The sequence below is a fragment of the Brachybacterium paraconglomeratum genome (assembly GCF_003994255.1).
Classification (GTDB): Bacteria; Actinomycetota; Actinomycetes; order Actinomycetales; family Dermabacteraceae; genus Brachybacterium; species Brachybacterium conglomeratum.
This window is the reverse complement of record NZ_ML133854.1, coordinates 122,997-146,197: the sequence shown is the minus strand read 5'-3', so window position 1 is coordinate 146,197 and position 23,201 is coordinate 122,997. Positions and strand designations below refer to the sequence as shown.

Below are 23,201 nucleotides of genomic sequence, written 5' to 3'. Positions count from 1 at the left end.
GCGGGTTTTCCCGGCGGTGGGGGGGGTGGGCGGCTGCCTTTCAATCCCCCCCCCCCCCCCCCCCCCCACGCCAGCACCTGACCATCGCCCCAGCCCGAGCGCAGGCGCCGCTGGCCGTCCCCGGACAGCGACGATGCCCCCGACCCGGAGGTCGAGGGCATCGTGCGTACTGCGCAGGTGGGGCGGAGCGCTGCTCCGCGCCGATCAGCGCTTGGAGTACTGCGGCGCCTTACGGGCCTTCTTGAGGCCTGCCTTCTTGCGCTCGATGATGCGCGCGTCGCGACGGAGGAAGCCGGCCTTCTTGAGGGTCGGGCGGTTGTGCTCCTCGTCGATCTGGTTCAGCGCGCGGGCGACGCCGAGGCGCACGGCCCCGGCCTGGCCGGACGGGCCGCCGCCGTTGAGGCGCACGATCACGTCGAAGCGGCCCTGGAGCTCGAGGACCGTGAACGGGTCGTTGACCTCCTGCTGGTGCAGCTTGTTCGGGAAGTAGTTCTCGAGCGAGCGGCCGTTGATGGTCCACTGGCCGGAGCCGGGGACCAGGCGGACACGGGCGATCGCACGCTTGCGACGGCCGGTGCCGTAGCCGGGCGCGGTGGCCGACTGGCCGGTGCCGACGGCGGCCTCGCCGGTCGACTCGGTGGTGAAGCTCGAGGGGGCCGACTCGTCGGTCACGGCCTCGAGGGACTCGGGGGTGGTCTCAGTCACGGTTCTCCTTGGTTCTTCCGTGCGGCAGGGCGGAGTGGCGGGAGCCCCCGCTTACTGCGCCACCTGGTCGATGGTGAAGGGGACGGGCTGCTGAGCGCTGTGGGGGTGCTCGGAACCCGAGTAGATCTTGAGCTTCTTGATCTGCTGATCAGCGAGCTTGTTCTTGGGGAGCATGCCGCGGATGGCCTTCTCCACTGCCTTCTCGGGATTCTTCTCGAGGAGCTCGGAGTAGGGGACGCCGCGGAGGCCGCCCGGGTAGCCGGAATGGCGGTAGGCGAGCTTCGCCTCACGCTTGTTGCCGGTCAGCGCGACCTTGTCGGCGTTGATGATGATGACGAAGTCGCCCGCATCCACATGGGGTGCGAAGACCGGCTTGTGCTTCCCCCGCAGGAGCTGGGCAGCCTGGGAAGCGAGCCGGCCGAGGACGACATCCGTTGCGTCGATGACGTACCAGGAACGCTCGACATCGCCGGGCTTCGGGGTGAACGTACGCACTCGTGCCTTCTTCTCTCGTGGTGGTGCCAGGTCGGCAGGACGCCGTCCGGGCACGGTTCGAATGGACCGTGGGCACGCTTCCTTCGGGTAAAAGCATGGCCCCTGTGGCTGTACCCGGCCCGCTCCGCTGACCATGCGACGGCGGGCCTGGATGTGGGTGAGATCCCGATCGCGCCGCACCGTGAGAGAACGGCAGCGGAGTCGGGCACACATCGAGGCACAACGACCGCTCATCCTACGGGCCGCGCGGAGGGAGCGTCAACGCAGGACGGGGCCGGGGAGTGTGATCTCCGACCGGTCTCGCGGCGGCCCGCTCGCGCCCGCCGGAGGGTGCTCGCTCGCGGCCGCTCACGCCCGAGCGCTCACTCCGCGACGGCGACGTCCTCGACCGGCAGCGGCGCGCGGAGGGTGCGCGTGCGGGCGGCCCAGGCGGCGAGCTCCTCGTCGGGCGGATAGGCGACGTGGTCGAGGGTCAGGCCCTGCGGCGGGCAGAGCGGGGCGGCGCCGGCCCCGTCCCGTGTCGAGGACTCGCGGGTGCGGGCGGCGAGGACCTCGGCGGGCCAGCTCTCGGGGCGCCGACCCTCTCCCACCCCGAGCAGCGCGCCGACGAGGGAGCGGACCATGTGGTGGCAGAACGCGTCGGCGACGACGGTCGCGACGATCAGGCCCTCGTCGGCCCGCCCCTCTCCGGGCCGCTCCCAGCGCAGCTCCCGCAGCTCGCGCACCGTGGTCGCGCCCTCGCGCGGGCGGCAGTAGGAGAGGAAGTCGTGCTCGCCCAGCAGCGGCTCGCTCGCCCGCGCCATCGCCTGCACGTCCAGCGGCCGACGGTGGCGCAGCACGTCCCGTCGCAGCGGGTCGTGGGCGGCGGGGCCGTCGGAGATCCGGTAGCGGTAGCGGCGCCACAGCGCCCCGAAGCGGGCGTCGAACTCGGAGGTGACCTCGCGGGCGACGTGGACGACGACGTCGTCCGGCAGCACCCCGGCCAGGCGTGTGACGAGCGCCTCGGCGGGGCTGCGGTCGGAGCGGCCGGGGATCGTGGCGAGCACGTCGCGGGGCAGGTCGAGATGGCAGACCTGGCCGCGGGCGTGGACGCCGGCGTCGGTGCGGCCGGCGACGGTGACCCTCGCAGGCACGCGCGCGATGCGGGAGAGGGCGGCCTCGAGCTCGCCCTGGACGGTGCGCTGCCCGGGCTGGGCGGCCCAGCCGTGGAAGTCGGTGCCGTCGTAGGAGAGGTCCAGGCGCAGCCGTGCGGTGGCGGGGGCGGGATCCGGGATCTCTGCGGGCATGCGCTCGATCGTAACGGCGGCCCCGATCCTCCGCAGTGCGGGCACCTCATCGGGATCGGCACGGTGCTGGTTACGCTGGCCCGCGTGAAGATCCTCGTCATCGGCTCCGGAGGCCGCGAGCATGCGATCATCCGTCGCCTCGCCGCCGACCGCCCCGCCCCCGAGCTGCACGCCGCCCCCGGCAATCCCGGGATCGCGCAGCTCGCGACCTGCCACGACGTCGCCGTCGCGGACCTCGCCGGCCAGGTGCTCCTGGCCGACGAGCTGCGGCCCGACCTGGTGGTGATCGGCCCGGAGGCACCGCTCGTCGCGGGCGCCGCGGACCGCCTGCGCGAGGCCGGGCACACCGTGTTCGGCCCCTCCGCCGAGGCCGCGCACCTCGAGGGATCGAAGTCCTGGGCGAAGGAGATCATGGCCGCCGCGGGCGTGCCGACCGCCGCTTCCGTCACGGTCACCGCGCCCGAGCAGCTCGGTGCGGGCCTGGATCGCGTGAACCCGCTGGGCGATGTGCCCTTCGTGGTCAAGGCCGACGGTCTCGCCGCCGGCAAGGGCGTCGTGGTCACCCCCGCCCGGGACGTCGCCGTGGCGCATGCCGAGGCCGTGCTCGCCTCGGGCGGCCAGGTCGTGCTCGAGGAGTACCTCGACGGCCCCGAGGTGTCGCTGTTCTGCGTGAGCGACGGCACGCGGGTCCTGCCGCTGGCCCCCGCGCAGGACTTCAAGCGCGCGCTCGACGGCGACGAGGGTCCCAACACCGGCGGCATGGGCGCCTACTCCCCGCTCCCCTGGGCCCCCGAGAGCCTGGCCCGGGAGGTCGTGACCGCCGTCGCCCAGCCCACGATCGACGAGCTCGCCGCCCGCGGCATCCCCTTCTCCGGGATCCTGTACTGCGGCCTCGCCCTCACCTCCCGCGGCCTGCGCGTGGTGGAGTTCAACGCCCGCTTCGGCGATCCCGAGACCCAGGTGGTCCTCGAGCGCCTCGCCTCCCCCTTCGCGCCGCTGCTGCTGGCCGCCGCGCAGGGCGACCTCTCGGCCGTCGACGTCCCCGAGTGGGTCGAGGGCGCCGCGGTGACGGTGGTGGTGGCCTCGGCCGGCTATCCCGTCTCCGCGCAGATCGGCGACCCGATCACCGGGATCGAGGAGGCCGAGCGCCTCGGCGCGCACGTGATCCACGCGGGCACGGCGCTGGACGCCGACGGGGTGCTGGTCAGCGCCGGCGGTCGGGTCCTGACGGTGGTCGGCGCCGGCGCGGACCTCACGGCCGCCCGTGAGCTCGCCCTCGCCGGCGCTCGCGCGATCGAGCTCGAGGGCTCCCACCACCGCGGCGACATCGCCCTCGCCGCCGCCGAGGGGAGCGTGAGCGCATGAGCGCCGTCTCCTCCTCCGACGCGCCGCTGATCGACGCCCCGGACCTGCCGGGCTGGGACCACGTCGTCTCCGGCAAGGTGCGCGAGCTGTACGTCCCCGCCGGCGCGGACCCCGCGACCGCCGAGGAGGTGCTGGTGCTGGCGACCGACCGCATCAGCGCCTACGACCACTCCCTCCAGCCGGGGATCCCGGACAAGGGCCGCCTGCTCACCGGGATCAGCCTGTTCTGGTTCGAGCAGCTCGCGGACCTCGTCCCCCACCACGTGCTCTCCGCCTCCGACGTGCCGGAGCAGGTGGCCGGGCGGGCGCTGCGCTGCCGCGGCCTGGACATGGTGCCGCTGGAGTGCATCGCCCGCGGCTACCTGACGGGCTCGGGCCTGGCCGACTACCGGGCCGGCGGCTCGGTGGGCGGGCACGTGCTGCCGTCCGGGCTCGTGGAGGCCTCGCGCCTGGACCCGGCGCTGTTCACCCCGTCGACGAAGGCGGAGGCCGGCGCGCACGACGAGAACATCACCGTCGCCCAGGCCCGGGACCTGCTCGGGGCGGAGCTGACCGAGCAGCTCGAGCGGATGACCCTCGCGGTCTACGAGCGCGCGCGCACCCTCGCCGGGGAGCGCGGGATCGTGCTGGCGGACACGAAGCTCGAGTTCGGCCGCTCCCGCACCGACGGCACGCTGGTGCTCGGTGACGAGGTGCTCACCCCCGACTCCTCCCGCTTCTGGTCCGCGGACACCTACCAGGAGGGCCGCGTCCAGCCGAGCCTGGACAAGCAGTTCGTGCGCGACTGGCTCACCTCCCCCGCCTCCGGCTGGTCGAAGGGCTCGAACACACCGCCGCCCGAGCTGCCCGCCGAGGTGGTCGCCCAGACCCGTGCCCGCTACGTCGAGGCCTACGAGCGTCTGACCGGCACGAGCTTCTGAGGCGCCCGGCGACCGGCGGGGCGGGCGTCGCCTCCACGTGGACGCTGCTGCGCGGGGCCCCGCCGCGCTGCGCCGCTGAGGCGCGGGCCTCGACGAGACTGTCAGGGGCGTCCACCCGGCTCCTCGCTCAGCCGGCGAGGACCAGCACCGCGGCGACCGCGAGCACGACCCCGACCACGAGCGCGCCGTCGGCCCGGCGGAGCGAGGCGGTGCGCCACTGCGTGCGCTCCCCCGTGCCCAGGCCCCGGCTCTCGAGCGCGAAGGCGATCCTCGTCGAGGAGCGGATCGCGTCGACCAGCAGCGCGAAGGCGCATCGCGCCATCGCCCGCGGCCCGAGCCGGGCGGGGGTGCCGTCGGCCGACGGGGGCCGGCGCAGCCGGTGGGCGCGGGTGATCGTCGCCCAGCGCCGCGGCAGGTCCTCGAGGAGACGCTGGCCGGCCAGGAGCGCGAGCGCGATGCGGGCCGGGAGGCGGGCATGGGTGCGCAGGCTGGTCATGGTGCGGCCGGGATCGCTCGCGCGCACGACGGCGACCGCGCCGAGCCCGATCACCAGCGCCCTCAGCGCGAGCGCGGCGCCGAGCACGATCCCCTCGCTGGTCACGCGCACGGGCAGGTCGGGCCAGGGCTCGTGGCCGGGTCGGCTGAGCACGTTGACCATGAACACCCCGGCCGCGAACAGCACGAACGGCGCCTGCGCGCGGGCCAGCGCGAGCGGCCCGAGGCGGAGCCCGAGCATCGTCCCCGCGGCGAGCAGCGCGTAGAGCACCAGCAGCGGCGCGGGGTCGGTGAGCGTGATGCAGACGATGCTGAGCGCCGTGAGCAGGCCGAGCAGCACGGTCGGATCGCGCCGTGCGAGCGGGGCCCGCGGCAGGGCGGGCGGGTCGAGCGCCGTCCGCGGCGCCGGATCGTCAGCGTGTGCGGATCCCGGCCGGTCCGCGACCCGCAGCCCGGCCCGGCGCAGCAGCGCGTCGTCCGCCAGCAGCGCGGCCGGGGCGAGGGGGCCGACGAGCCGTCCGTCCGCGATCACCACGACCTCGTCCGCGACCTCAAGGCTGCGCAGGTCGTGGGTGGTCATGACCACGCCGCGTCCCGCATCGGCCGCTTCCCGCAGGAGGGAGAGGACGGCCTCGTGCGCGGCGCGGTCCAGGCCGTAGCCGGGCTCGTCGGCCAGGAGCACGGGCCGGTCGGCGAGCAGCATCGCGCCGAGGGAGAGGCGGCGCTGCTGCCCGCCGGAGAGGCGGTAGGGGCTCTGCGACGCGTGGTCGGCGAGGTCGAGGCGCTCGAGCATCGCGCGCCGCACGTCCTGCGAGGCGCCGCTCGCGGCGAGCTCGTCCTCGACGGTGTCGGCGACGAACTGGGACTCGGGCCGCTGGAGGACGAGGCCCGCCGCCGCGCCCTCGAGCGTCCCGGCACGCAGGGGGTCCAGCCGTGAGAGGGCGCCGAGGAGCGTGGACTTCCCGGCGCCGTTGCGGCCGACGACCGCGAGCAGACGCCCGGCGCGGATCTCGAGGTCCGCGCCGGTGAGCACGGCGTCCTCGCCGCGACCGGACGCATCGGGCGGGCCGAGCGTCGCGTCACGGAGATGCAGCAGCACCTCCGAGCGAGGTGTCGCGGACGCCAGGGGCACGGAGACGGCCCCGATGGGCTCGGGGGCGCCGATCCGCTCCTCGATCTCGCGCGGCAGCCAGCACCCCTGCTCCCGCAGGACGGGTCCGTGGGCGGTGAGCACCTCCCGCGTCGGCCCGTCGGCGAGCACCCGGCCGGAGCGGTCCAGCGCCACGGTCCGCGCGGGGAGCCCGTCCAGGCCCTGCTCCCCCGCCCATTCGTCCAGGCGGTGCTCGACCAGCAGCAGCGCGCAGCCGGTCTGATCTGTCGCGGCGTCGACGGCGCTCCGCACCGCGGCCACGCCCTCGGCGTCCAGCATGGCGGTGGGCTCGTCGAGCAGGAGCAGACGGGGCCGCGCGGCGATCGCGGCGGCGAGCGAGGCCCGCTGCAGCTGCCCGCCGGAGAGCGTCGCGGCGGAGCGGTGCGCGAGCTCGCCCACGCCCATCGCGCTGAGCACCTCGTGGACGCGCGGCCCGATCCGCTCCGGGGACGTGCAGGCGCTCTCGAGCGGGAGCGCGACGTCGTCCGCGATCAGGGGGAGGCAGACCCCGTCGACCGGGTCCTGGCCGAGATGGCCGAGCACGGGCGCGGTCGCGAGGACCCCGCCCGCCACCGGGTCGATCGCGCTCGCACCCTCGGCGAAGCCATCGGCCGCACCGCCGGCCGTGCCGTCGTCCGGACCTCCGGCCATGCCGTCGGCCGGGTCCCCGGCCGTGCCCTCGAACAGACGCACCGATCCGGTGACCCGACCGCGCTGATGGGACGGGATCGCCCCGGCGAGCACCCGCAGCAGGGTCGACTTGCCCGAGCCGGACGGTCCCAGCAGCAGCACCTGCTCGCCTGCCAGGATCTCCCCGCTCCAGGGGCCGACGCCGGCCCCCGAGGGCAGCACGGCCTCGAGCCCCTCGGCCACCAGCACCCGGGGGGCGCCGGCGGGAGCCGGTGCCAGGATCGGGCCCTGCTCCTGCTCCGGGGCCTGCAGATGCTCAGCGCCCTTCGCCTGCACCGGGGCCGCTCCCGCGGCGTGCGCCTCAGCGGACACGGCGTTCGGGGATCCGTGCCGCGTCCGCGGCGCCGATCGCGAAGTCGGCGAGCACGCCGGTGCGCTCGAGCGCGCGGACGATCACCCGGGCGAGCAGACCGCCGAGCACGATCCCGGACAGCACCTGCACGCCGAGCCGGAGCGCGAGCAGGTCCTGGCCGTACCAGCCCATCCGGTACGCGGTCCAGAAGAACACCAGCCCCGCGCCGAGCGCGCCGGAGGCGGCGAACACGCCCCAGCCGAAGCGGCGGTACCGGGTCAGGGCGAAGGGCAGCTCGGAGCCGATCCCCTGCAGCGCCGCGGAGAGCAGCAGCAGGGGGCCGACGGGACTGCCGAGGAAGACCACCTCGATGACCGCGGCGAGCATCTCGGCCAGGATCCCCACACCCGGGCGGCGCAGGATCGCGATCGCGACCGGCGCCACCAGCAGCCAGGAGCCGAACACGAGGTGCTGGGCGAGGTCCCCGGCCGGGCCCATCGCGATCGCCAGGCCGTTCCAGGCCTGCACGAACACCCAGTACAGGAAGCCGAACACGACGCCGAGCACCACCACGAGCACGAGCTCGCGCAGGCTCAGCGGGGTGCGGCGACGGGACGTGCCGGCAGGGGCGGTCGCGCCGGCGTCTGCGGGCGCGGCGTCGGGAGCGGCGGACTCGTGCGCGGGCGCGGCGGTGCCGTGCTCCTCGGTCATCGCGAGGCCTCCTGGCCCTCGTCGCCGGCGGCCGGAGCGTCGGCGCTCGCCGCGAGCTCCCGCCCCTCGTGCGAGGGGCTGTTCAGCGAGAGGGTGAGGTGGCTGGTGACGTGCTGGACGCCGCGGCCGACGAGCAGCCAGCCGGCGAGCGCGGTCGCGATCACGTCGCCGGCGTCGCCCTCGAGCCGGGTGACGAAGTGCTCGGAGCCGCGGAAGGTGCCGAGGTCCTTCGCATGGTCGATCGCGGCGTAGATGTCGCGCATGTGATCGGGGGCGGTGCCGTCGACGGCGACCTCGTCGGCCAGCGGATAGAGCGCCCACTCGGCGCTCGCGAAGCGTCCGGTGCTCCGCGGCTGCGGCACCTCGGTCGCGCGGGGGCCCGCGCCGCCGGGCAGCTCGCAGGCCACCTCGCCGGGGCAGCCGCGCGAGAGCAGCACGGTGAGCGTCGCGTGGTGGCCGGTGCGGGCGAGCGCCTCGGCCAGGTCGATCAGGGCGCGCTGGAGGTGGGCCTCGTGGCCGCCGAGATAGGTCGAGACGTCCCCGGTCTCGTGCACGAGGCCGGTGAGGTCCAGCCGGGAGAGGACGCCTTCGAGGATCCGGGCGTAGTCCTCGCTCATCACGGCGGCGGTGACGCGGGCGCCGACCCCGAAGCCGAGCGGGGTCGCGGCCGGGTCGCCGGAGGGGGCGGGCGCGGTGGGGGCGGTGGGCGATGAGGTCACGGTCCATGCCTTTCGTACGGGCACGGGCGCGCGGCGACGATCGCTCGGCGGAGCTCCCTGCGCCGGCATGATCCGGATCAGGTTCTACGGTCGGAGTTCGAGTACTCCCTCTCAGCCCGGCCTACCGGACTCCCGTGCACGCCCCGCACCCTACCGGTCCGGTCCGGCGCACGCTCCTCGTGTCCGGCGCTGCGTTCAGCGGGTCGTCGGCGGGTCCTCGACGAGGGGGACGAAGACGTAGGCGCCGTGCTCGCTCGCGGCGACCTCCTCGCCGCGGCGCTCCAGGCGCAGCATCCGCTCGCGCACGGGGATCACCATCACGCCACCGTCCGCGAGCTGCGCGATCAGGCTCCGCGGCACGGCGTCGGCCTGCGCGGAGACGAGGATCCGGTCGTACGGCGCGCCCTCCGGCGCGCCGAGCACGCCGGGGTGCGCGAGTCGGATCTCGGCACTCGCCGTCCCCGCGTCCGCTGTCCCGGCGAGCGCGGCCCGGGCCGGGCTGATCAGCTCGGCGCGCCGCTCGACGCCGATCACCCTCCCCCCCGGTCCGCACAGCCGGGCGAGCAGCGCCGTCGTCCATCCCGATCCCGCGCCGAGGTCGAGCACTCGCTGCCCCGGTCGCACGTCGAGCAGGGCGAGCATGTTCCGCACCGTCGTGGGCTGGGAGTTCGTCTGGCCGTGACCGATCGGCAGGGGCCGGTCCTCGCCGGCGCGCCCCCGCAGCTCCTCGGGGAGGAACCGTCGCCGGTCGGTCGCCGCGAGCGCCTCGTCGAGGCGGCGCTCGCTGCCGGCCCGGTGCGACATGGTGCCGTCAGCTCCGCGCGACCTCGACGACGCCGTCCTCCGGCCAGTCCCGCACCTCGGTGCCCTCGGGGGCGAGGTTCGTGGCCTGGCGCAGGTAGATCGGTCGTCCGAGGTCGCTCGCGACCGCGTCGTGGACGGGCAGGGCGAGCCGCGGGCCGACGGCGCGGAGGAACTCGATGGTCTCGGACATCTTCGACCAGGGCGCCGTGACGGCGAAGGCGAGGACGTCGATGCCGTGGAACTCGGGGACCGGCTCGAGGGAGTCCCCGGTGATGCCGAGCCGCGGCCCGTCCCCGGCGGACAGGACGATCCCGCAGTTCCCGATCCGCGGGATGTCGGGGTGGATGATGGCGTGGCGTCCGCCGACGGCCTCGAGCCGCAGCGACGGGTGGTCGCCGACGGGCGCGAAGCGGTGCGCCTCCCCCGCCGCGAGCGGGATCACCCGCTCCTGCGCGACGAGGGGCCCGCCGCTCCCCTCGCCGGCGCCGCCCGTGGCGGAGAGCATCCGGGCGGTCTCCGGCTCGGCGATCACCTCGGCGTCGGACGCGGCGGCGAGCACCTCGCCCAGCAGCGCGGGGTCGACGTGGTCGGGGTGCTGATGGGTGATCACCACGGCGTCGAGGCTCGAGAACTCCTCGGCGCCCAGGCCCCGCACCGCATCGGCGCTGAAGCCGCCCGGATCCACGAGCAGGCGTCGCCCGGCGGTCTGCACGAGCAGGCAGGAATGGACGAGGTGGCGGATCTTCATCGGGTCCTCCCGGGGGTCGAGGTCGCGTGCCTCGAACCTAGTCCCCGTCGGCCGGGACGTGCCAGGGCCGCGGGGGCGTCCGGCCGGGAGGGCACCGCCGTGGGCGCCCCGTCGGCACGGCCGCGTTCCTCGGTACGATGGGGCCCTCGGGCCGCGCCCGAGCACCAGCCCCCGGCACGCCGCCGCGCGCGCCACACGTCCCCTCAGGAGTGCCCCCATGCCACGTGTCGTGGTCCACGTCATGCCGAAGCCGGAGATCCTCGACCCGCAGGGCAAGGCGGTCGCCGCCGCGCTGCCCCGCCTGGGCTTCGAGGGCATCGCCTCGGTGCGCCAGGGCAAGCGGTTCGAGCTCGAGGTCGAGGGCGAGGTCACCGACGAGGTGCTCGCCTCCCTGCGCGAGGCCGCCGAGACCCTGCTGTCGAACCCGGTGATCGAGGACGTCGTCGCCCTCGAGGTCGAGGACGCCTGATGCGCATCGGTGTGGTGACCTTCCCCGGCACGCTCGACGACCGCGACGCGCTGCGCGCCGTGCGTCTCGGCGGCGCCGAGCCGGTCGCGCTGTGGCACGGCGACGACTCGCTGCACGAGGTCGACGCGGTCGTGCTGCCCGGCGGCTTCTCCTACGGCGACTACCTGCGCGCAGGGGCGATCAGCCGCTTCGCCCCCGTGATGGAGAAGGTGGTCGACGCCGCGAACGGCGGCATGCCCGTCCTCGGCATCTGCAACGGCTTCCAGATCCTCTGCGAGACGCATCTGCTGCCCGGCGCGATGATCAAGAACGCGCACCGTGCGTTCATCTGCCGCGACCAGCCGCTGGCCGTGGAGAACAACCGCACCGCCTGGACCTCCGGCTACGAGGCCGGCCAGGTCATCCGGGTCCCGCTGAAGAACCAGGACGGCCAGTACGTGGCCGACGAGCGCACCCTGGCCCAGCTCGAGGACGAGGGCCGTGTGGTCTTCCGCTACGCCGCCGGCGCCACCCACGGCCCGGCCGGCTTCGAGCAGAACCCCAACGGCTCGCGCCACGACATCGCGGGCGTCACCAACGCCGCGGGCAACGTCGTGGGCCTCATGCCGCACCCCGAGCACGCGGTCGAGCCCGGCTTCGGGCCCGACGAGCCCGGCGCGGGCACCCGCACCGGCACCGACGGACTGACCATGTTCAGCTCGGTGCTGCGCAGCATGGTGGCCTGAGCGGCGACATCACGGCATCGGCCTCGGGCCGACGCACGACACCGGAAGGGCGGGACCTCATGGTCCCGCCCTTCTCGTCGTCCCTGGCCGACCTCCCCGGGGAGGGCCGTCCTCCCCGGGGAGCCGTCGGCGCCGTCAGGCCCTGACCGCGCTCAGCACCGTGAAGCGGCGGTCGCGGGCGCGCTGGCGGACGGCACCGACGCGGGCCTCGACCTCCGGCCGGTAGCGCAGATGGGAGTTGTGCACGAACCACAGCTGCCCGCCGGGACGCAGCACGCGGGCCGCGGCGTCGAGGAGGCCCTGGACGAGCGTCGCGTCGACCACGGTGCCGTCGTGGAAGGGCGGGTTCAGCAGCACCAGGTCGGCGCCGGCCTCCTCGCACCGGGAGAGCGAGACGTCCCAGGTCACCTCCACCCCTTCGCGGTCCAGCCCGGAGGCGGCGAGGGTCGCGCGGGTCGAGGCGACCGCATCGGCGTCGTCGTCGCTGCCGAGCACCCGCATCCCCGGCAGCGCGGCGGCGAGATACGCGGTGAGCAGGCCGTTGCCGCAGCCGAGGTCCACCGCGAGGGGCAGGGCGCCGGCGTCCCCGTCCGCGCGGGCCATCTCGTTCTCCCCGGCTCCGTCCTCCGCGGCGGCGGCGGACCGCTCGCCTCCCGTCCCGAGCTCCCCGGCGACGACCGCTCGATCGAGCGCCTCGAGCAGCAGGAGGGAGCCGGCGTCGGCCCGGGCCCCGCCGAACACGCCGCCGAGGCCGCGCAGCGCGAGCGCCTGCTCCTGCCCGCGCACCGCGACGCGCGCCTCACCGGTCGCGGGCTGCGCGGCGTCGACGTCGGCGCGCGGCCCGGAGGCGACGAGGGCGCGGGACTTGCCCAGTCCGCGCGAGCCGCGCACCTCGGAGAACACGGTGGCGAGGGTGTCGTTCTGGGAATGGGTCATGTGCTTGACGCGGCCGCCGGCGACGAGGGTGAGGTCATCCCGCCCGCTGCGCTCCGCGACCACCGCGAGTCGTCGGGCGAGATCCTCGAGCGCGGCGAGGGACTTCGGCAGACGGGCCAGCGCGAGATGCGCCTCGGCCCCGGCCGCGAATTCCTCGAGCGGGGCGGGCTCCGCGCCCGTCGGCAGCACGAGGCGCCCGGCCTCGAGCGGACCGGGCAGCAGCGCGGCGAGCGCGTCCGTCTCCGCGCGGGAGCTGGTCCAGGACAGGACCCGCGCGCCGGGGTGGTCGGCGACGAGCTCGAGCGTCTCGGCGGTCAGCGCACCGGTCGTATCCCCGATCACGAGCATGTCGCAGGGGCAGCCGATCTCGCCGTGCTCCTGGGCGGCGCGTAGGATCACCCGCTCGGTCTGGTCGGGGGCGGGGAGCTCGTCGGTCGGCTCGGGCTGGGCAGCGGTGCTGGTCATGAGGTCTCTCGTGCAGTGGGATGGAGGGCAGGGACGTCGGGTGCACGGCGGGCCGTGCGGCGTTCCTCGAAGGCGTGGGCGCGGCCCGCGCGTCGAACTCAGGCGGGCATGCCCCGCCGTCCGCGCGAGCGCAGGCGCCCGCCCGGCAGCCTCGGGGCGGGCAGCGCGGCGGGGGTATGCGGGGCGAAGGGGCCGAACTGCTCGTCGTCCTCGGCGAGTCCCCCGCGCTCGCGGACGATCGGCGCGATCGGCGCGTCCTCGAGCGCGAGCTCGACGCCGATCTCGGCCTGGTAGCGGGCGCGGAACGCCTCGATCTCCTCGTGGGAGCGGCCCACGAAGTTCCACCACATGATGATGTCCTCGCCCAGGGGCTCCCCGGACAGCAGTATCAGGCGCAGGTCCTCGTCGCCGGTCACCACGATCTCGAGGTGGTCGACACCGTCGGGCAGGACCATCAGCTCGCGCGGCGCGACATCGGCGCGCAGCGACCGGGCCGACGACTCGTCGCCCGTCCCGCCCGTCGCAGGTCCCGTCCCGCGGGCCGTCGTGAGCCGCGCGGTGCCGCGGTCCACGAGCACGCCGTGCTCGTGTCCCGGGTCGAGGTCGAGCCGCAGCGTGCTCCCGGCGCGCAGCTCGAGCTGGGCCATGCCGAGGTCGGTGTCGGTGACGACGGGGCTCGTGTCCTCGAGCAGGTCCCCGTCGCCGTCCACGCCGTGCAGCGTCCCGAGGCCCACGCGGGCGCGGGCGGTGCCGGTCGCGACCTCCGTCGGGGTGTGGACGAGGAACTCCTGCTCGCGGAAGCGGGTGCGGTCCGGCAGGGCGTACCAGAGCTGGACGCCGTGGAGCACGGTGGTGTCGTTCGCGGAGAACTCCGAGTGGGTGATGCCGGAGCCGGCGACCATGAGGTCCACGTCGCCGGGCCGCACCAGGGCGTGGCTGCCGATCGAGTCGCGGTGCGTGATCGCCCCGTCGAACAGCCAGGACACGGTCGCGAGCCCGGTGTGCGGGTGGCGGGCCACGCGCATCCCGTCGGTCGCGGAGACGTCGTCGGGACCGAAGTGGTCCACGAAGCACCAGGAGCCGATGAGGGAGGTGCGCCGGGCGGGCAGCGTGCGGTGCACGGTCATGCCGCGCGGTCCGCCGAGCGGGACCTCACGCGGTGCCAGCAGCACGAAGTCCTCGAAGGTGGTCATGGTCCGAGTCTAGGCGGCGGGCCGGTCCGTGCAGCCGGTCCCGTCCCCGCCGTCGACCGCACCCCTACTCTGTGTCCATGTCTCTGCCGACCTCGCCCGCCGTCCGCCTGCTCGAGTCCGCGACCGATGCGGGCACCGTGCCCGGCGGGATCATCTCCCACGGGCGGGATCCCGAGCCCATCGCCCGCGGGCGGCTCTCCCCGCGCGGACCGGGCGACTCCGACGCGCCGGCGTTCCCGGCCGACGCGATCGTGCGCATCCAGTCGATGACCAAGGCGATCCAGGCCGTCGCGGCGCTGCGCCTCGTCGAACGCGGTGTGCTCGCGCTGGATTCGCCCGTCGACCCGTGGCTGCCCGAGCTCGCCGCTCCGCGCGTGCTCCCCCGCCCCGATGCGGCGCTCGACCAGGCCGTCCCCTCCCTCACCGAGATCACGCTCCGCCATCTGCTGACCTGCACGTCCGGTCTAGGCATCGCGACCGTGGAGGGTCCGCTGCAGCAAGCGATGGTCGAGGCCGGACTCGAGGCGGGCTCGGCGCCGTGGTCCCTCGGGGCCGACGAGTGGCTCGCGGCGCTCGGTGCGCTGCCGCTGGTGGGCGAGCCGGGTCGGGTGTGGCGGTATCACCACTCCTTCTCGGTGCTGGGGGTCCTGCTCTCCCGGGCGACCGGCAGGTCCCTCGAGGAGCATCTGCGCGCGGACCTGTTCGAGCCGCTCGGGATGGTCGATACCGGGTCCTTCGTGCCCCTCTCGCAGCGGCACCGTCTGCCGCCGGCCTTCTCGGTCGAGGACGGGCAGCTGGCGGAGGCGGAGCCGGCCGGGGGCGGGCCGCTGGTCGGCGAGCCGTCGCTCGACGTCTCCCACGGCGAGCTCGTCTCGACCGCGGCGGACTACCTGCGATTCGTGCGCGCGCTGCGGGACGGGGAGCTGCTCTCCCCGGAGCACCTCGCGATGATGACGACCGACCAGGTGCCCGCCGAGGTCAAGCGGCCCGACTCGTTCTATCCCGGCTTCTGGGACAGGACGGGCTGGGGCTTCGGGGTCAGCGTCGTCACCGGAGGGGAGCATCGCGGCCGCTGGGGCTGGTCCGGCGGGTACGGCACGGACTTCTTCGTCGACGCCGACGGGACGATCGGGCTGCTGCTCGTGCAGGTCGAGATCGGCGAGCACCTCATGCCGCTGCTCGAGGCGTTCCAGGAGCTGCCGACGCCGCCGAGCTGAGTCGGCCGCGGGCCCTGCCTCCAGCTCAGCCCTCCCGCGCCTCCAGCTCGGCGATCAGCCGCGCCGGGGCGACGGTGCGGTAGGACTCCTCGATCAGCTCGGCGAGCTCGACGAGGTCGGTCGCCTCGTCCAGGTCGATGCCGAGCCAGCCCGACGGGCCGAGATAGGCGGGCACGTAGCTGCGGGGCTCCTCGGCGAGCGCGGCCCGTTCCCGGGGCGGGAGGTGCAGCATCACGGACTGCTCATGAGGAACCCACTCCCCGTCGACCTTGAGGGATCCGCCGTAGTAGCAGTGCACCTTCACGGTGTGGAAGGCGGGCCGGCCATGGCTGATCTTCTCCTTCGCCCCGGGCAGGGCGAGCGCGATCTCCCGGACGCGCTCGAGCCACGGATCGTCGTCGTCGAACATCTGCGGATGCGCCATGAAGAGATCCTCCGCCCTCCTGCGGCCCGAGGGAAGGGATTCCGGAAGCGGCCTCTGTCGCGCCGGGGAGCATGGTGGGATGGGTGCATGGACACCGCCCCTTTCGTCGTCCTCCTGCTCGTGGCGCTGATCGACCTCGTCCTTGCGGCCTGGTTCATCGGCCAGGGCTTGCGTGCCGGGGCGAACTCCGCCGAGGGCCGGCCCCGACTGCTGGTGGGGAGCATGCTGATCCCGGGCGCGCTCCTCATCGCCGTCCTCGCGTTCGTCCTGTTCGGGCCGATGGGCTGACGTATTCCAGCGCCTCGAGAGCCCGCCGCTCTCCGCTTGTCGCACGATACGAGCGTCACCGGTCCGAGCCCGCGCTGGCGGGAGGCGCCGGCCGTCTCGCCACGGTCGGCGGCCGGACCACGAGCATCCGCGCCTCCGTAGGCTGACCCCATGGCACTCCCCCTCCTGGTCGACTGCGACACCGGCATCGACGACGCGATCGCCCTGACCTATCTCGCCTGCCGGGACGACGCGGAGGTCGCCGGGATCGTCTCGACCGGCGGGAACGTCCCGGCCGCGACCGTGCACCGCAACAACCTCGCGCTCTCGGAGCTGCTGGGCGTGGACGCGCCGGTCGCCCTCGGCGCGGACCGTCCGCTGGTCGAGCCGCCGATGTTCGCCGACGACACCCACGGAGCGGGCGGGCTCGGCCACGCCGTGCTGCCCGAGGCCACCCGCGCGGAGGATCCCCGCTCGGGGGCGCAGCTGTGGGTGGACCTGGCGCGGGAGCGGCCCGGGGAGCTCGTCGGCCTGGTGCTCGGACCGCACACGAATCTCGCTCTGGCGCTGGAGATCGAGCCGGAGCTGCCGCGGCTGCTGCGCCGGCTGCACGTGATGGGCGGTGCGATCAACCATCGCGGCAACACCGGTGCGACCAGCGAGTGGAACATCGCGGTGGACCCGGAGGCGGCGCAGCGTGTGCTCGCAGCCTTCGCCTCGGCGCCGCAGCTGCCGGTGCTGGGCGCGCTGCAGGCGACCGAGCAGATCGCCTTCACCGGTGCGGAGCTCGAGCGGCTCGAGGCCCTCGCCGCGCGCTCAGCGCATCCGGTCGCGCGGATCCTCGCCGATGCGGTGCGCTTCTACTTCGAGTTCCACCAGGCCGACGGCTTCGGCTGGACCGCGCACGTGCACGATCCGCTGGTCACCGCGCACGCCCTGACCGGGGAGTTCGCGAGCACCCGGCCGCTCCCCGTGGACGTCGAGCTGGCGGGGACGCTGACCCGTGGCCAGACCGTCGGTGACGAGCTGGGGCGGTGGGGTCGAGGGCCGACGGTGGAGCTGCTCGACGAGGTCCGGCCCGCCGAGTTCGTCGAGCACCTGCTGGGAACGCTCGAGGCCGGTCTGGGCTGAGGGTGCCGACGGCTCGGCCTCAGGCCGCGTCCTGCTCCGGTGGCCGTGCGCGTGAGCCAGTGGGCGGCAGGACCACGAGGTAGTCCACCCGGGCCGCTCTTCTTCCTGCGGGAGGATGCGGCCGCTCTGTACCCCGTGGTCGCGACGTCGTGGGCCCTGCGTCGGGAGCGGGCCCTTCGCCGAGAGGCCGCGCGTCCTCGGGGTGCACCTCGGCAGCCTGCACCTCGCCGTCCTCCTCCACTGCACGGAGCTCCGGCAGCGCGAAGAGCCGGTGCACCGGGGTGAGCACGTCATGGTCGGGCTCCGCGGGGCCTCCCTCGCCGACGTCCGGGACAGCCGGTGCCTTTCCCGCCTTCCGCAGCGCCGTGCCGACGGGGTCGAAGTTCACGCCGCGCCGTCGGGCGGTCTGTCCATAGCGGGTCGTCCATTCGACCGTGCGTCGTGTGCCGTCCTCGTCGGTGATCGCCCGAGCTGTCGCGCCCGCCGCCTCCTTCTGGTTGTCGGCGGCGCAGAGCCCGTTGCCGTTGTCGAGGCTCGTCGGCCCGCCCTGCGACCAGGGGACGATGTGGTCGATCTGCCGAATGCTCGCATCGCAGTGCGGAGCGCGGCAGGTCTGGTGCGCGTAGCGGAGGAGGCGGCCGAGGCCGGCCGGGAACGCCCGTGATCGGGACTCCACTGCGACGAGCTGCCCGTCCTCCGCGTCCTGGAGGAGCTTCCGCAGCGCGAGGACGACCTCGGGATCCGGGTGCTCGAGCGCGCGCAGCATCTCCTCGCGGATGTGCTCGTACGGGACCGCGCCGAGTCCTTCCACGGTCGCGGCGTCGGCATGGCCGGGCGCGAGCAGGGAGCGGTCGGTGATGATCACGCCGATGTCGACCACAGGGAGCTCGCCTCCCTCGCCGCGGCCGAGGACGGTGTCGGCGAGGAGATCGGCCATGATCTGCTGGTGACCGCGCCGGTCGCCGTCGGCCCGCGACCGCTCGGCGGCCACCGACAGCGTCTTGCGGATCCGCGCGGCGTCGAGGCCGGGCAGATGCGCGGTCAGGGTCGCCATGCCGTGCCGTCCGCGGCGCACGGTGACGCTGCGCTCCCGTCGCGCCACGCGGTGACGCGCGGCCGCACCCTCGGGGTCCAGCGCGTGGAGGATCCGCGCGGCCTCGTCGCCCCATTCCCCCGGTCCGCAGTCCTCGAGGTCCGCGAGATGCGCGCCGAGGATCCGGTCCACCTGCTCCCGCTGTTCAGGCGTCGCCGGCCCCATCGCCCGCCCCACCTGGTGACCTGCGGCGGGCATCGCCCGCCCCTGGGCGAGAGCCCGGAGCACGCGCGGCATCGAACGGACCAGCCGCCTGCACGAGGACATGCTCTGCCCCGCGGCCGACGTGGACTTCTTCAGCGCGGCTGCAGCCTCCGCACGCGCGACCCTCTGCGCCTGCCGGGGCGTCTCCCCGCGCTCGAGGCTGTCGTCCGCGACCGCCGACTCGAGACGGACGAGGGCACGCGCCTCGATCGCCGCCACCGCGCCGGAGAGCTTCCGCAGCTCCGTCAGCAGGGCGATCGTCCGCTGCGCGTCGAGCGCCTCGAGATCGGCCGATCCTCGCTCCCCGAGCCGTGCGAGCGCCGCCTTGGCCTGGATGACGTCGATGCCGTCGACGACGAGCTCCTCGACCCCCGCGGCGAGGCTCGGCGCGCCACCGGGCCGACGGGATTCCCCGTCGGACTCCGGAGGCTCCACGGCCCCACCGTACGAATCGAATGACATGCCTGTATTTTCGCAGGTCTGTTCGATGAACGGAAGAGCTGCGCCATCACTACTGATCAGTAGTCCGGAATTGTGGAAAACCATCCTGTGTGGAGGAGACGTGACGCTCACGCACCTCACGACCATGGGTCCGGTCGCCGCGATCGGCCGGAGGGAACGGGCGTCGCCGACCCCACATCGTTTCGAACGTCGCCTGACTCCTGTTCGCGCTCTCGACCGATCACCGCTCGAAGAATCAGCAGGAACACCGACAGCGCGAGCGGCGGTGATCGACGGGGGCATCCCGTCGACCACCGCCGCTGCAGACCCCGAGGCCGAGGTCACCGGTCCCCCAGGGGCTCGCCCCCGCCCTGCCCACCGCTCGCGCGATGAGCGGCGAGGACACCGTCGAGACCGCCCCGACCCCGCCCCGTCTACCGCCCGAGCGTCGTCACCTCGACCTCGAAGCAGCGCCGCGGCCCCTTCTCCCCGCGGGCGGGCTTCCAGCCCACGCACCGTGCGGTTCCGACCGACGGATCGTCCTCGAAGGCTACGAGCACGGAGCCGGGCAGCGTGACCGGGGCGTCGAAGGTGACGTCCCAGCGCAGCGGCTTCGACAGGTCCACCCTCGCCTCGGTGAAGGCGCGCGAAGCGGTGTACATCCCGTGCGCGATCGCCGAGGGGAAGCCGAAGGCCTTCGCGGTGACGGCGGAGAGGTGGATCGGGTTCACGTCGCCGGAGACCGCGCCGTAGCGCCGTCCGGTGTCCGCGCCGAGCACCCAGCGGCCCGTCGGCTGCGGCGGTTCGAAGTCGCGCCGCGACCGCCCGCCGTCCGACGTCGAGGCGTTCGCACCCGTCGCCCCGGCGCTCTCGGCCGACGACGCGACGCTCGAGGGCACGGCACCGGCAGACGCGGCGCTGGACGGCGCCGTGCCCGAGGGCTCCGCCGCGGACGGCTTCCCGCCCTTGACGAGATAGGTGGAGACGTCGGTGGCGATGATCTCGCCGTCCTCGCCGAGGATCGTCGAGACCGCCTCGAAGGTGCGGCCCTTGCGGTGCGGGCGCAGGTCCCGCACCCGGCACTCGACGTCCACGAGATCGCCCACCTTCACGGGCCGGTGCTGGAGCACCTGGTTGCGCAGGTGCACGAGGCCCAGCAGCGGGAAGGGGAAGTCGCGCCGGGCCATGAGCGCGAGCGAGACGGGGAAGGCGAGCACGTGCAGCACGCCGGGGTGGACCAGGTCCGTCGCGGGACCGCCCATCAGGTGGTCGAAGTCGCGGGCGCGCTCGGCGTCGATCCGCACCTTCCTCACCCGGTAGGCGATGCTCGGCAGCGTCTCCGCGCCACCGCCCGCGCCGCCCTTTCCACCCTTCCCGCGCTTCCCGCCGAGGCGGGAGCGGGGGTCGAGCGCGGCGGCGTAGATCGCGGGGAACGAGGGGACGTCGGAGAGGTCCTTGACCTGCTCCGGCGCGCCCCCGGCGTGCGCCGCGGCGCCATGCCCCGCCCTCACTTGCCCACCATGTTCTGGCCGCACACCCGCAGGGTCTCGCCCTGCACGCCCCCGGCCTCGTCGCTCGCGAGGAAGGCGATCGCCTCGGCCACGTCGACGGGCAGCCCGCCCTGCTGCAGCGAGTTCACGCGCCGCGCGACCTCGCGAGTCAGCGGCGGGATCTTCGCGGTCATCTCGGTCTCGATGAAGCCGGGCGCGACCGCGTTCGCGGTGCCGCCGAGCGGGGCGAGACGTCCCGAGAGCGCGTCGACGAAGGCCATGACGCCGGCCTTGGACGCGGCGTAGTTGGTCTGGCCGCGGTTGCCGGCGATGCCGCTGGTGGAGGCGAGCGAGACGATGCGCGGCTGCGCGCCGAGCACGCCGCCTCCCTCGCCCTGGGCCTCGAGCAGCGCCTCGGTGAGCGCGATCTGGCTGGTGATGTTCACGGCGAGCACCGGGTCCCAGCGGTCCGGGGTCATGTTGGCGAACAGCTTGTCCCGGGTGATGCCGGCGTTGAGCACCAGCACGTCGAGGGTCAGCCCCTTCTCGCGCAGGAACTCGACCACGCGGCGCCCGGCGTCGGCGGAGGTGACGTCGAGCTGGAGCGGGATCGCGCGCAGCTCATTGGCCAGGCGTGCGAGCTCGGTGCCCGCGCCGGGGACGTCGAGCACCACGAGCCGTGCGCCGTCGGCCGCGAGGGTGCGGGCGATCGCCGCGCCGATGCCGCGCGCGGCCCCGGTGACCAGCGCCGTGCGCCCGGCGAGCGGGAGCGAGGCGTTCTCGGTCGTGCTGCCCGCCTCGGTGGAGACGGTCAGCAGCTGGCCGGTGATGAAGGCGCTGCGGGCGGAGAGGAAGAAGCGCAGCGCGCCGACGGCGCCGGGGGCGTCGACCCCGACCCCGTCGGCGAGCAGGATGCCGTTGGCGGTCGCACCGCCGCGCATCTCGTGCGCGACCGAGCGCAGGAACCCCTCGACACCGCCGCGGGCGGCGTCGCGCGCGGGCTCCTCGCCCGTCGCCGGGCGGGAGATCGTCACCAGGCGCGCGCCCGGTGCGAGGGAGCGCATCGCCCCGGCGAGCGGGAGCAGCAGCGGCCCGAGCTCCGCGGGGGCGGAGAGCTCGTCGGCCACGACGATCACCGAGCCGATCGAGCGCAGGTCCTCGACACGGCGGCGCACGTCGGCGCCGTCCTCGAGGAGCCGGTGGGCGACCGCGTCCGCGCCGGCGGAGGCGCCGAGCACGACGACGGGGCCCAGCACGGGCTCGGGGCGGTCGTCCCGGCGCAGGAGCCGGGAGGGGCGGGGCAGGCCCAGCTGCTTGGCGAGCATGCCGCCGGGGGCGGAGCGGATGAAGCGGGTGTAGGCGTCGGCCATGGGGACCTCCGTGAAGGGTCGGGGTGTCAGTCGGTGACGGACTCGAGCAGCATGACCGTGCCCTGGCCGGCGGCGGCGCAGACCGAGATCAGGCCGCGCTGGACCCGGCCGGTCTCCTTCGCGCGCTCGTGCAGGAGCTTGGCGAGCGTCGCGACGAGGCGGCCGCCGGTCGCGGCGAAGGGGTGCCCGGCGGCGAGGGAGGAGCCGGTGATGTTCAGCCGCGAGCGGTCGATCGCGCCGAGCGGCGCGGAGCGGCCCAGGCGTTCGCGGCAGAACTCCTCGGACTCCCAGGCCTTGAGCGTGGTCAGCACGGTGGAGGCGAAGGCCTCGTGGATCTCGTAGAGGTCGAGGTCCTGCAGGGCCAGGCCGTTCGCGTCCAGCAGCTCGGGGACCGCGTAGGCGGGGGCCATGAGCAGGCCCTCGTCGCCGTGGGCGAAGTCGACGGCGGCGCTGCGCGCGTCGATCACGCGGGCGAGCGGAGTGAGGCCGCGCTCGGCGGCCCACTCGGCGCTGCCCAGCAGCACGGAGGAGGCGCCGTCGGAGAGCGGGGTGGAGTTGCCGGCGGTCATCGTCGGCTCCGCGACCTGCGGCGACTTCACGCCGAAGACGGGCTTGAGGGTGCCGAGCTTCTCCAGGGTCGAGTCGGCACGCAGGTTCTGGTCGCGTGCGAGGCCGCGGTAGCCGGTGACGAGGTCGTCGAGGAAGCCGGCGTCGTAGGCGGCGGCGAGGTTCTTGTGGGAGGCGAGCGCGAGCTCGTCCTGGGCCTCGCGGGTGATGCCCCACTGCGCGGTGGTCAGCGCCTGGTGCTCGCCCATGGACAGGCCCGTGCGGGGCTCGCCGTTGCGGGGCGGGACCGGGGCGAGGTCCGCGGGGCGGATCGCGGAGAGCGCCTTGACGCGCTGCATCGCGGTCCTCGCCGCGAAGGCGCGGTGGAGGATGCGGCGCAGGCGCGGGGTGACCTCGATCGGCGAGTCGGAGGCGGAGTCGACGCCGCAGGCGATCGCGGAGTCGATCTGACCCAGACGGATCCGGTTGGAGACGTGCAGGACGGTCTCGAGGCTGGTCGCGCAGGCCTTGGACATGTCGACGGCGGGGGTGCGGGGGTCCAGCGGCGTGCCCAGCGCGCTCTCGCGGGTGAGGTTGAGGTCGCCGGCGAGCTTCAGCACGGCGCCGCCGGCGATCTCGCCGAGCTTCTCGCCCTGGAGCGAGTAGCGGGCGACGAGGCCCTCGAGCGCGGCGGTGAGCAGGTCCTGGTTGGAGATCCCGGCGTAGGGCCCGCCGGAGCGGGCGAACGGGATCCGGTTGCCGCCGAGGATCAGCGCATCGCGCGGGGAGTCGGTGGGGGTCACTGTGGGGCACCTCTTCGTGGTCACGGGGACGGATCGTCGGGAAGGAC

General features: G+C 74.6%; 22 protein-coding genes and 1 riboswitch. Of the genes, 7 read left to right on the top strand and 15 right to left on the bottom strand.

The window, feature by feature from the left end:
• Nucleotides 1-204 precede the first annotated feature (204 nt).
• From rpsI to truA, 3 genes are all read right to left on the bottom strand, one after another.
• Nucleotides 205-705, bottom strand: a complete 501-nt coding sequence (gene rpsI, locus DS079_RS08155) for a 30S ribosomal protein S9 (RefSeq protein ID WP_010550277.1) — start codon at nucleotides 703-705, stop codon at nucleotides 205-207.
• Between the two features lie 51 nt (nucleotides 706-756).
• On the bottom strand, nucleotides 757-1,200 hold the full coding sequence (gene rplM / locus DS079_RS08150; RefSeq protein WP_010550278.1) for a 50S ribosomal protein L13: 444 nt from the start codon (nucleotides 1,198-1,200) through the stop codon (nucleotides 757-759).
• A 362-nt stretch (nucleotides 1,201-1,562) separates the two neighbouring features.
• Entirely contained in the window at nucleotides 1,563-2,486 is a 924-nt protein-coding gene (gene truA / locus DS079_RS08145) for a tRNA pseudouridine(38-40) synthase TruA (RefSeq protein ID WP_010550279.1), read from the bottom strand.
• Nucleotides 2,487-2,570: 84 nt separating this feature from the next.
• Here truA and purD point away from each other — a divergent pair, with 84 nt between their 5' ends.
• Together purD and DS079_RS08135 are read left to right on the top strand one after the other, a co-directional pair.
• On the top strand, nucleotides 2,571-3,851 hold the full coding sequence (purD, locus tag DS079_RS08140) for a phosphoribosylamine--glycine ligase (RefSeq protein WP_126986416.1): 1,281 nt from the start codon (nucleotides 2,571-2,573) through the stop codon (nucleotides 3,849-3,851).
• Entirely contained in the window at nucleotides 3,848-4,771 is a 924-nt protein-coding gene (locus DS079_RS08135) for a phosphoribosylaminoimidazolesuccinocarboxamide synthase (RefSeq protein WP_126986415.1), read from the top strand. The genes purD and DS079_RS08135 overlap by 4 nt, the downstream gene beginning before the upstream one ends.
• Nucleotides 4,772-4,898: 127 nt before the next feature.
• Here the strand turns inward: DS079_RS08135 and DS079_RS08130 are convergent, their stop codons facing one another.
• The 5 genes from DS079_RS08130 to DS079_RS08110 form a co-directional block, all read right to left on the bottom strand.
• Nucleotides 4,899-7,418, bottom strand: coding sequence for an ATP-binding cassette domain-containing protein (locus DS079_RS08130; protein ID WP_126986413.1), 2,520 nt, complete (start codon nucleotides 7,416-7,418; stop codon nucleotides 4,899-4,901).
• Complete coding sequence (locus tag DS079_RS08125; RefSeq protein ID WP_164736156.1) at nucleotides 7,408-8,109, bottom strand: ECF transporter S component; 702 nt, start codon at nucleotides 8,107-8,109, stop codon at nucleotides 7,408-7,410. Before DS079_RS08125 ends, DS079_RS08130 begins: the two co-directional genes overlap by 11 nt.
• Complete coding sequence (locus DS079_RS08120; protein ID WP_126986411.1) at nucleotides 8,106-8,828, bottom strand: YkoF family thiamine/hydroxymethylpyrimidine-binding protein; 723 nt, start codon at nucleotides 8,826-8,828, stop codon at nucleotides 8,106-8,108. Before DS079_RS08120 ends, DS079_RS08125 begins: the two co-directional genes overlap by 4 nt.
• 37 nt (nucleotides 8,829-8,865) lie before the next feature.
• Nucleotides 8,866-8,974, bottom strand: a riboswitch (TPP riboswitch).
• Between the two features lie 49 nt (nucleotides 8,975-9,023).
• A complete protein-coding gene (locus DS079_RS08115) occupies nucleotides 9,024-9,632 on the bottom strand; it encodes a protein-L-isoaspartate O-methyltransferase family protein (protein ID WP_126986409.1) in 609 nt (202 codons plus the stop codon).
• Nucleotides 9,633-9,639: 7 nt separating this feature from the next.
• Nucleotides 9,640-10,380 (bottom strand): MBL fold metallo-hydrolase, encoded by a 741-nt coding sequence (locus tag DS079_RS08110; RefSeq protein WP_126986407.1) that lies wholly within the window; start codon nucleotides 10,378-10,380, stop codon nucleotides 9,640-9,642.
• Between the two features lie 217 nt (nucleotides 10,381-10,597).
• On the opposite strand from DS079_RS08110, the gene purS reads away from it, so the two are divergent.
• Together purS and purQ are read left to right on the top strand one after the other, a co-directional pair.
• Nucleotides 10,598-10,849: a phosphoribosylformylglycinamidine synthase subunit PurS gene (purS, locus tag DS079_RS08105; protein WP_010550287.1), complete on the top strand. Its 252-nt coding sequence runs from the start codon at nucleotides 10,598-10,600 to the stop codon at nucleotides 10,847-10,849.
• Entirely contained in the window at nucleotides 10,849-11,574 is a 726-nt protein-coding gene (gene purQ, locus DS079_RS08100) for a phosphoribosylformylglycinamidine synthase subunit PurQ (protein ID WP_126986405.1), read from the top strand. The genes purS and purQ overlap by 1 nt, the downstream gene beginning before the upstream one ends.
• A gap of 135 nt (nucleotides 11,575-11,709) precedes the next feature.
• On the opposite strand, the gene DS079_RS08095 is transcribed toward purQ, so the two are convergent.
• Together DS079_RS08095 and DS079_RS08090 are read right to left on the bottom strand one after the other, a co-directional pair.
• Nucleotides 11,710-12,975, bottom strand: coding sequence for a class I SAM-dependent methyltransferase (locus DS079_RS08095; RefSeq protein ID WP_126986403.1), 1,266 nt, complete (start codon nucleotides 12,973-12,975; stop codon nucleotides 11,710-11,712).
• Nucleotides 12,976-13,073: 98 nt separating this feature from the next.
• Complete coding sequence (locus tag DS079_RS08090) at nucleotides 13,074-14,168, bottom strand: pirin family protein (protein WP_126986402.1); 1,095 nt, start codon at nucleotides 14,166-14,168, stop codon at nucleotides 13,074-13,076.
• 77 nt (nucleotides 14,169-14,245) lie between these two features.
• Here DS079_RS08090 and DS079_RS08085 point away from each other — a divergent pair, with 77 nt between their 5' ends.
• Complete coding sequence (locus tag DS079_RS08085) at nucleotides 14,246-15,385, top strand: serine hydrolase domain-containing protein (protein WP_126986400.1); 1,140 nt, start codon at nucleotides 14,246-14,248, stop codon at nucleotides 15,383-15,385.
• 25 nt (nucleotides 15,386-15,410) lie between these two features.
• Here DS079_RS08085 and DS079_RS08080 read toward each other — a convergent pair whose 3' ends face one another.
• Nucleotides 15,411-15,809 (bottom strand): MmcQ/YjbR family DNA-binding protein, encoded by a 399-nt coding sequence (locus DS079_RS08080; RefSeq protein ID WP_010550292.1) that lies wholly within the window; start codon nucleotides 15,807-15,809, stop codon nucleotides 15,411-15,413.
• Between the two features lie 87 nt (nucleotides 15,810-15,896).
• Between DS079_RS08080 and DS079_RS08075 the strand changes: the two genes are divergently transcribed.
• Together DS079_RS08075 and DS079_RS08070 are read left to right on the top strand one after the other, a co-directional pair.
• Nucleotides 15,897-16,097, top strand: a complete 201-nt coding sequence (locus tag DS079_RS08075; protein WP_126986398.1) for a hypothetical protein — start codon at nucleotides 15,897-15,899, stop codon at nucleotides 16,095-16,097.
• 150 nt (nucleotides 16,098-16,247) lie between these two features.
• The gene (locus DS079_RS08070) at nucleotides 16,248-17,207 is read left to right on the top strand and encodes a nucleoside hydrolase (protein WP_126986396.1); all 960 of its coding nucleotides are present in this window, start codon (nucleotides 16,248-16,250) and stop codon (nucleotides 17,205-17,207) included.
• Between the two features lie 19 nt (nucleotides 17,208-17,226).
• Here the strand turns inward: DS079_RS08070 and DS079_RS08065 are convergent, their stop codons facing one another.
• The 4 genes from DS079_RS08065 to DS079_RS08050 all read right to left on the bottom strand — a co-directional run bounded on the left by DS079_RS08065 (nucleotide 17,227) and on the right by DS079_RS08050 (nucleotide 23,154).
• Entirely contained in the window at nucleotides 17,227-18,966 is a 1,740-nt protein-coding gene (locus tag DS079_RS08065) for an HNH endonuclease signature motif containing protein (protein WP_241237591.1), read from the bottom strand.
• A 413-nt stretch (nucleotides 18,967-19,379) separates the two neighbouring features.
• A complete protein-coding gene (locus DS079_RS08060; RefSeq protein ID WP_126986394.1) occupies nucleotides 19,380-20,456 on the bottom strand; it encodes a MaoC family dehydratase in 1,077 nt (358 codons plus the stop codon).
• Complete coding sequence (locus DS079_RS08055) at nucleotides 20,453-21,805, bottom strand: 3-oxoacyl-ACP reductase (RefSeq protein WP_126986392.1); 1,353 nt, start codon at nucleotides 21,803-21,805, stop codon at nucleotides 20,453-20,455. Before DS079_RS08055 ends, DS079_RS08060 begins: the two co-directional genes overlap by 4 nt.
• A gap of 26 nt (nucleotides 21,806-21,831) precedes the next feature.
• Entirely contained in the window at nucleotides 21,832-23,154 is a 1,323-nt protein-coding gene (locus tag DS079_RS08050) for an acetyl-CoA C-acetyltransferase (RefSeq protein ID WP_126986390.1), read from the bottom strand.
• Nucleotides 23,155-23,201 lie beyond the last annotated feature (47 nt).

Excerpts from the sequence above, each read along its gene's own strand:
- truA (WP_010550279.1), bottom strand. The coding sequence starts at position 2,486 with ATGCCCGCAGAGATCCCGGATCCCGCCCCCGCCACCGCACGGCTGCGC.
- DS079_RS08135 (WP_126986415.1), top strand. The coding sequence starts at position 3,848 with ATGAGCGCCGTCTCCTCCTCCGACGCGCCGCTGATCGACGCCCCGGAC.
- DS079_RS08125 (WP_164736156.1), bottom strand. The coding sequence starts at position 8,109 with ATGACCGAGGAGCACGGCACCGCCGCGCCCGCGCACGAGTCCGCCGCT.
- DS079_RS08115 (WP_126986409.1), bottom strand. The coding sequence starts at position 9,632 with ATGTCGCACCGGGCCGGCAGCGAGCGCCGCCTCGACGAGGCGCTCGCG.
- DS079_RS08110 (WP_126986407.1), bottom strand. The coding sequence starts at position 10,380 with ATGAAGATCCGCCACCTCGTCCATTCCTGCCTGCTCGTGCAGACCGCC.
- purS (WP_010550287.1), top strand. The coding sequence starts at position 10,598 with ATGCCACGTGTCGTGGTCCACGTCATGCCGAAGCCGGAGATCCTCGAC.
- purQ (WP_126986405.1), top strand. The coding sequence starts at position 10,849 with ATGCGCATCGGTGTGGTGACCTTCCCCGGCACGCTCGACGACCGCGAC.
- DS079_RS08095 (WP_126986403.1), bottom strand. The coding sequence starts at position 12,975 with ATGACCAGCACCGCTGCCCAGCCCGAGCCGACCGACGAGCTCCCCGCC.
- DS079_RS08090 (WP_126986402.1), bottom strand. The coding sequence starts at position 14,168 with ATGACCACCTTCGAGGACTTCGTGCTGCTGGCACCGCGTGAGGTCCCG.
- DS079_RS08085 (WP_126986400.1), top strand. The coding sequence starts at position 14,246 with ATGTCTCTGCCGACCTCGCCCGCCGTCCGCCTGCTCGAGTCCGCGACC.
- DS079_RS08080 (WP_010550292.1), bottom strand. The coding sequence starts at position 15,809 with ATGGCGCATCCGCAGATGTTCGACGACGACGATCCGTGGCTCGAGCGC.
- DS079_RS08075 (WP_126986398.1), top strand. The coding sequence starts at position 15,897 with ATGGACACCGCCCCTTTCGTCGTCCTCCTGCTCGTGGCGCTGATCGAC.
- DS079_RS08070 (WP_126986396.1), top strand. The coding sequence starts at position 16,248 with ATGGCACTCCCCCTCCTGGTCGACTGCGACACCGGCATCGACGACGCG.
- DS079_RS08065 (WP_241237591.1), bottom strand. The coding sequence starts at position 18,966 with ATGTCATTCGATTCGTACGGTGGGGCCGTGGAGCCTCCGGAGTCCGAC.
- DS079_RS08055 (WP_126986392.1), bottom strand. The coding sequence starts at position 21,805 with ATGGCCGACGCCTACACCCGCTTCATCCGCTCCGCCCCCGGCGGCATG.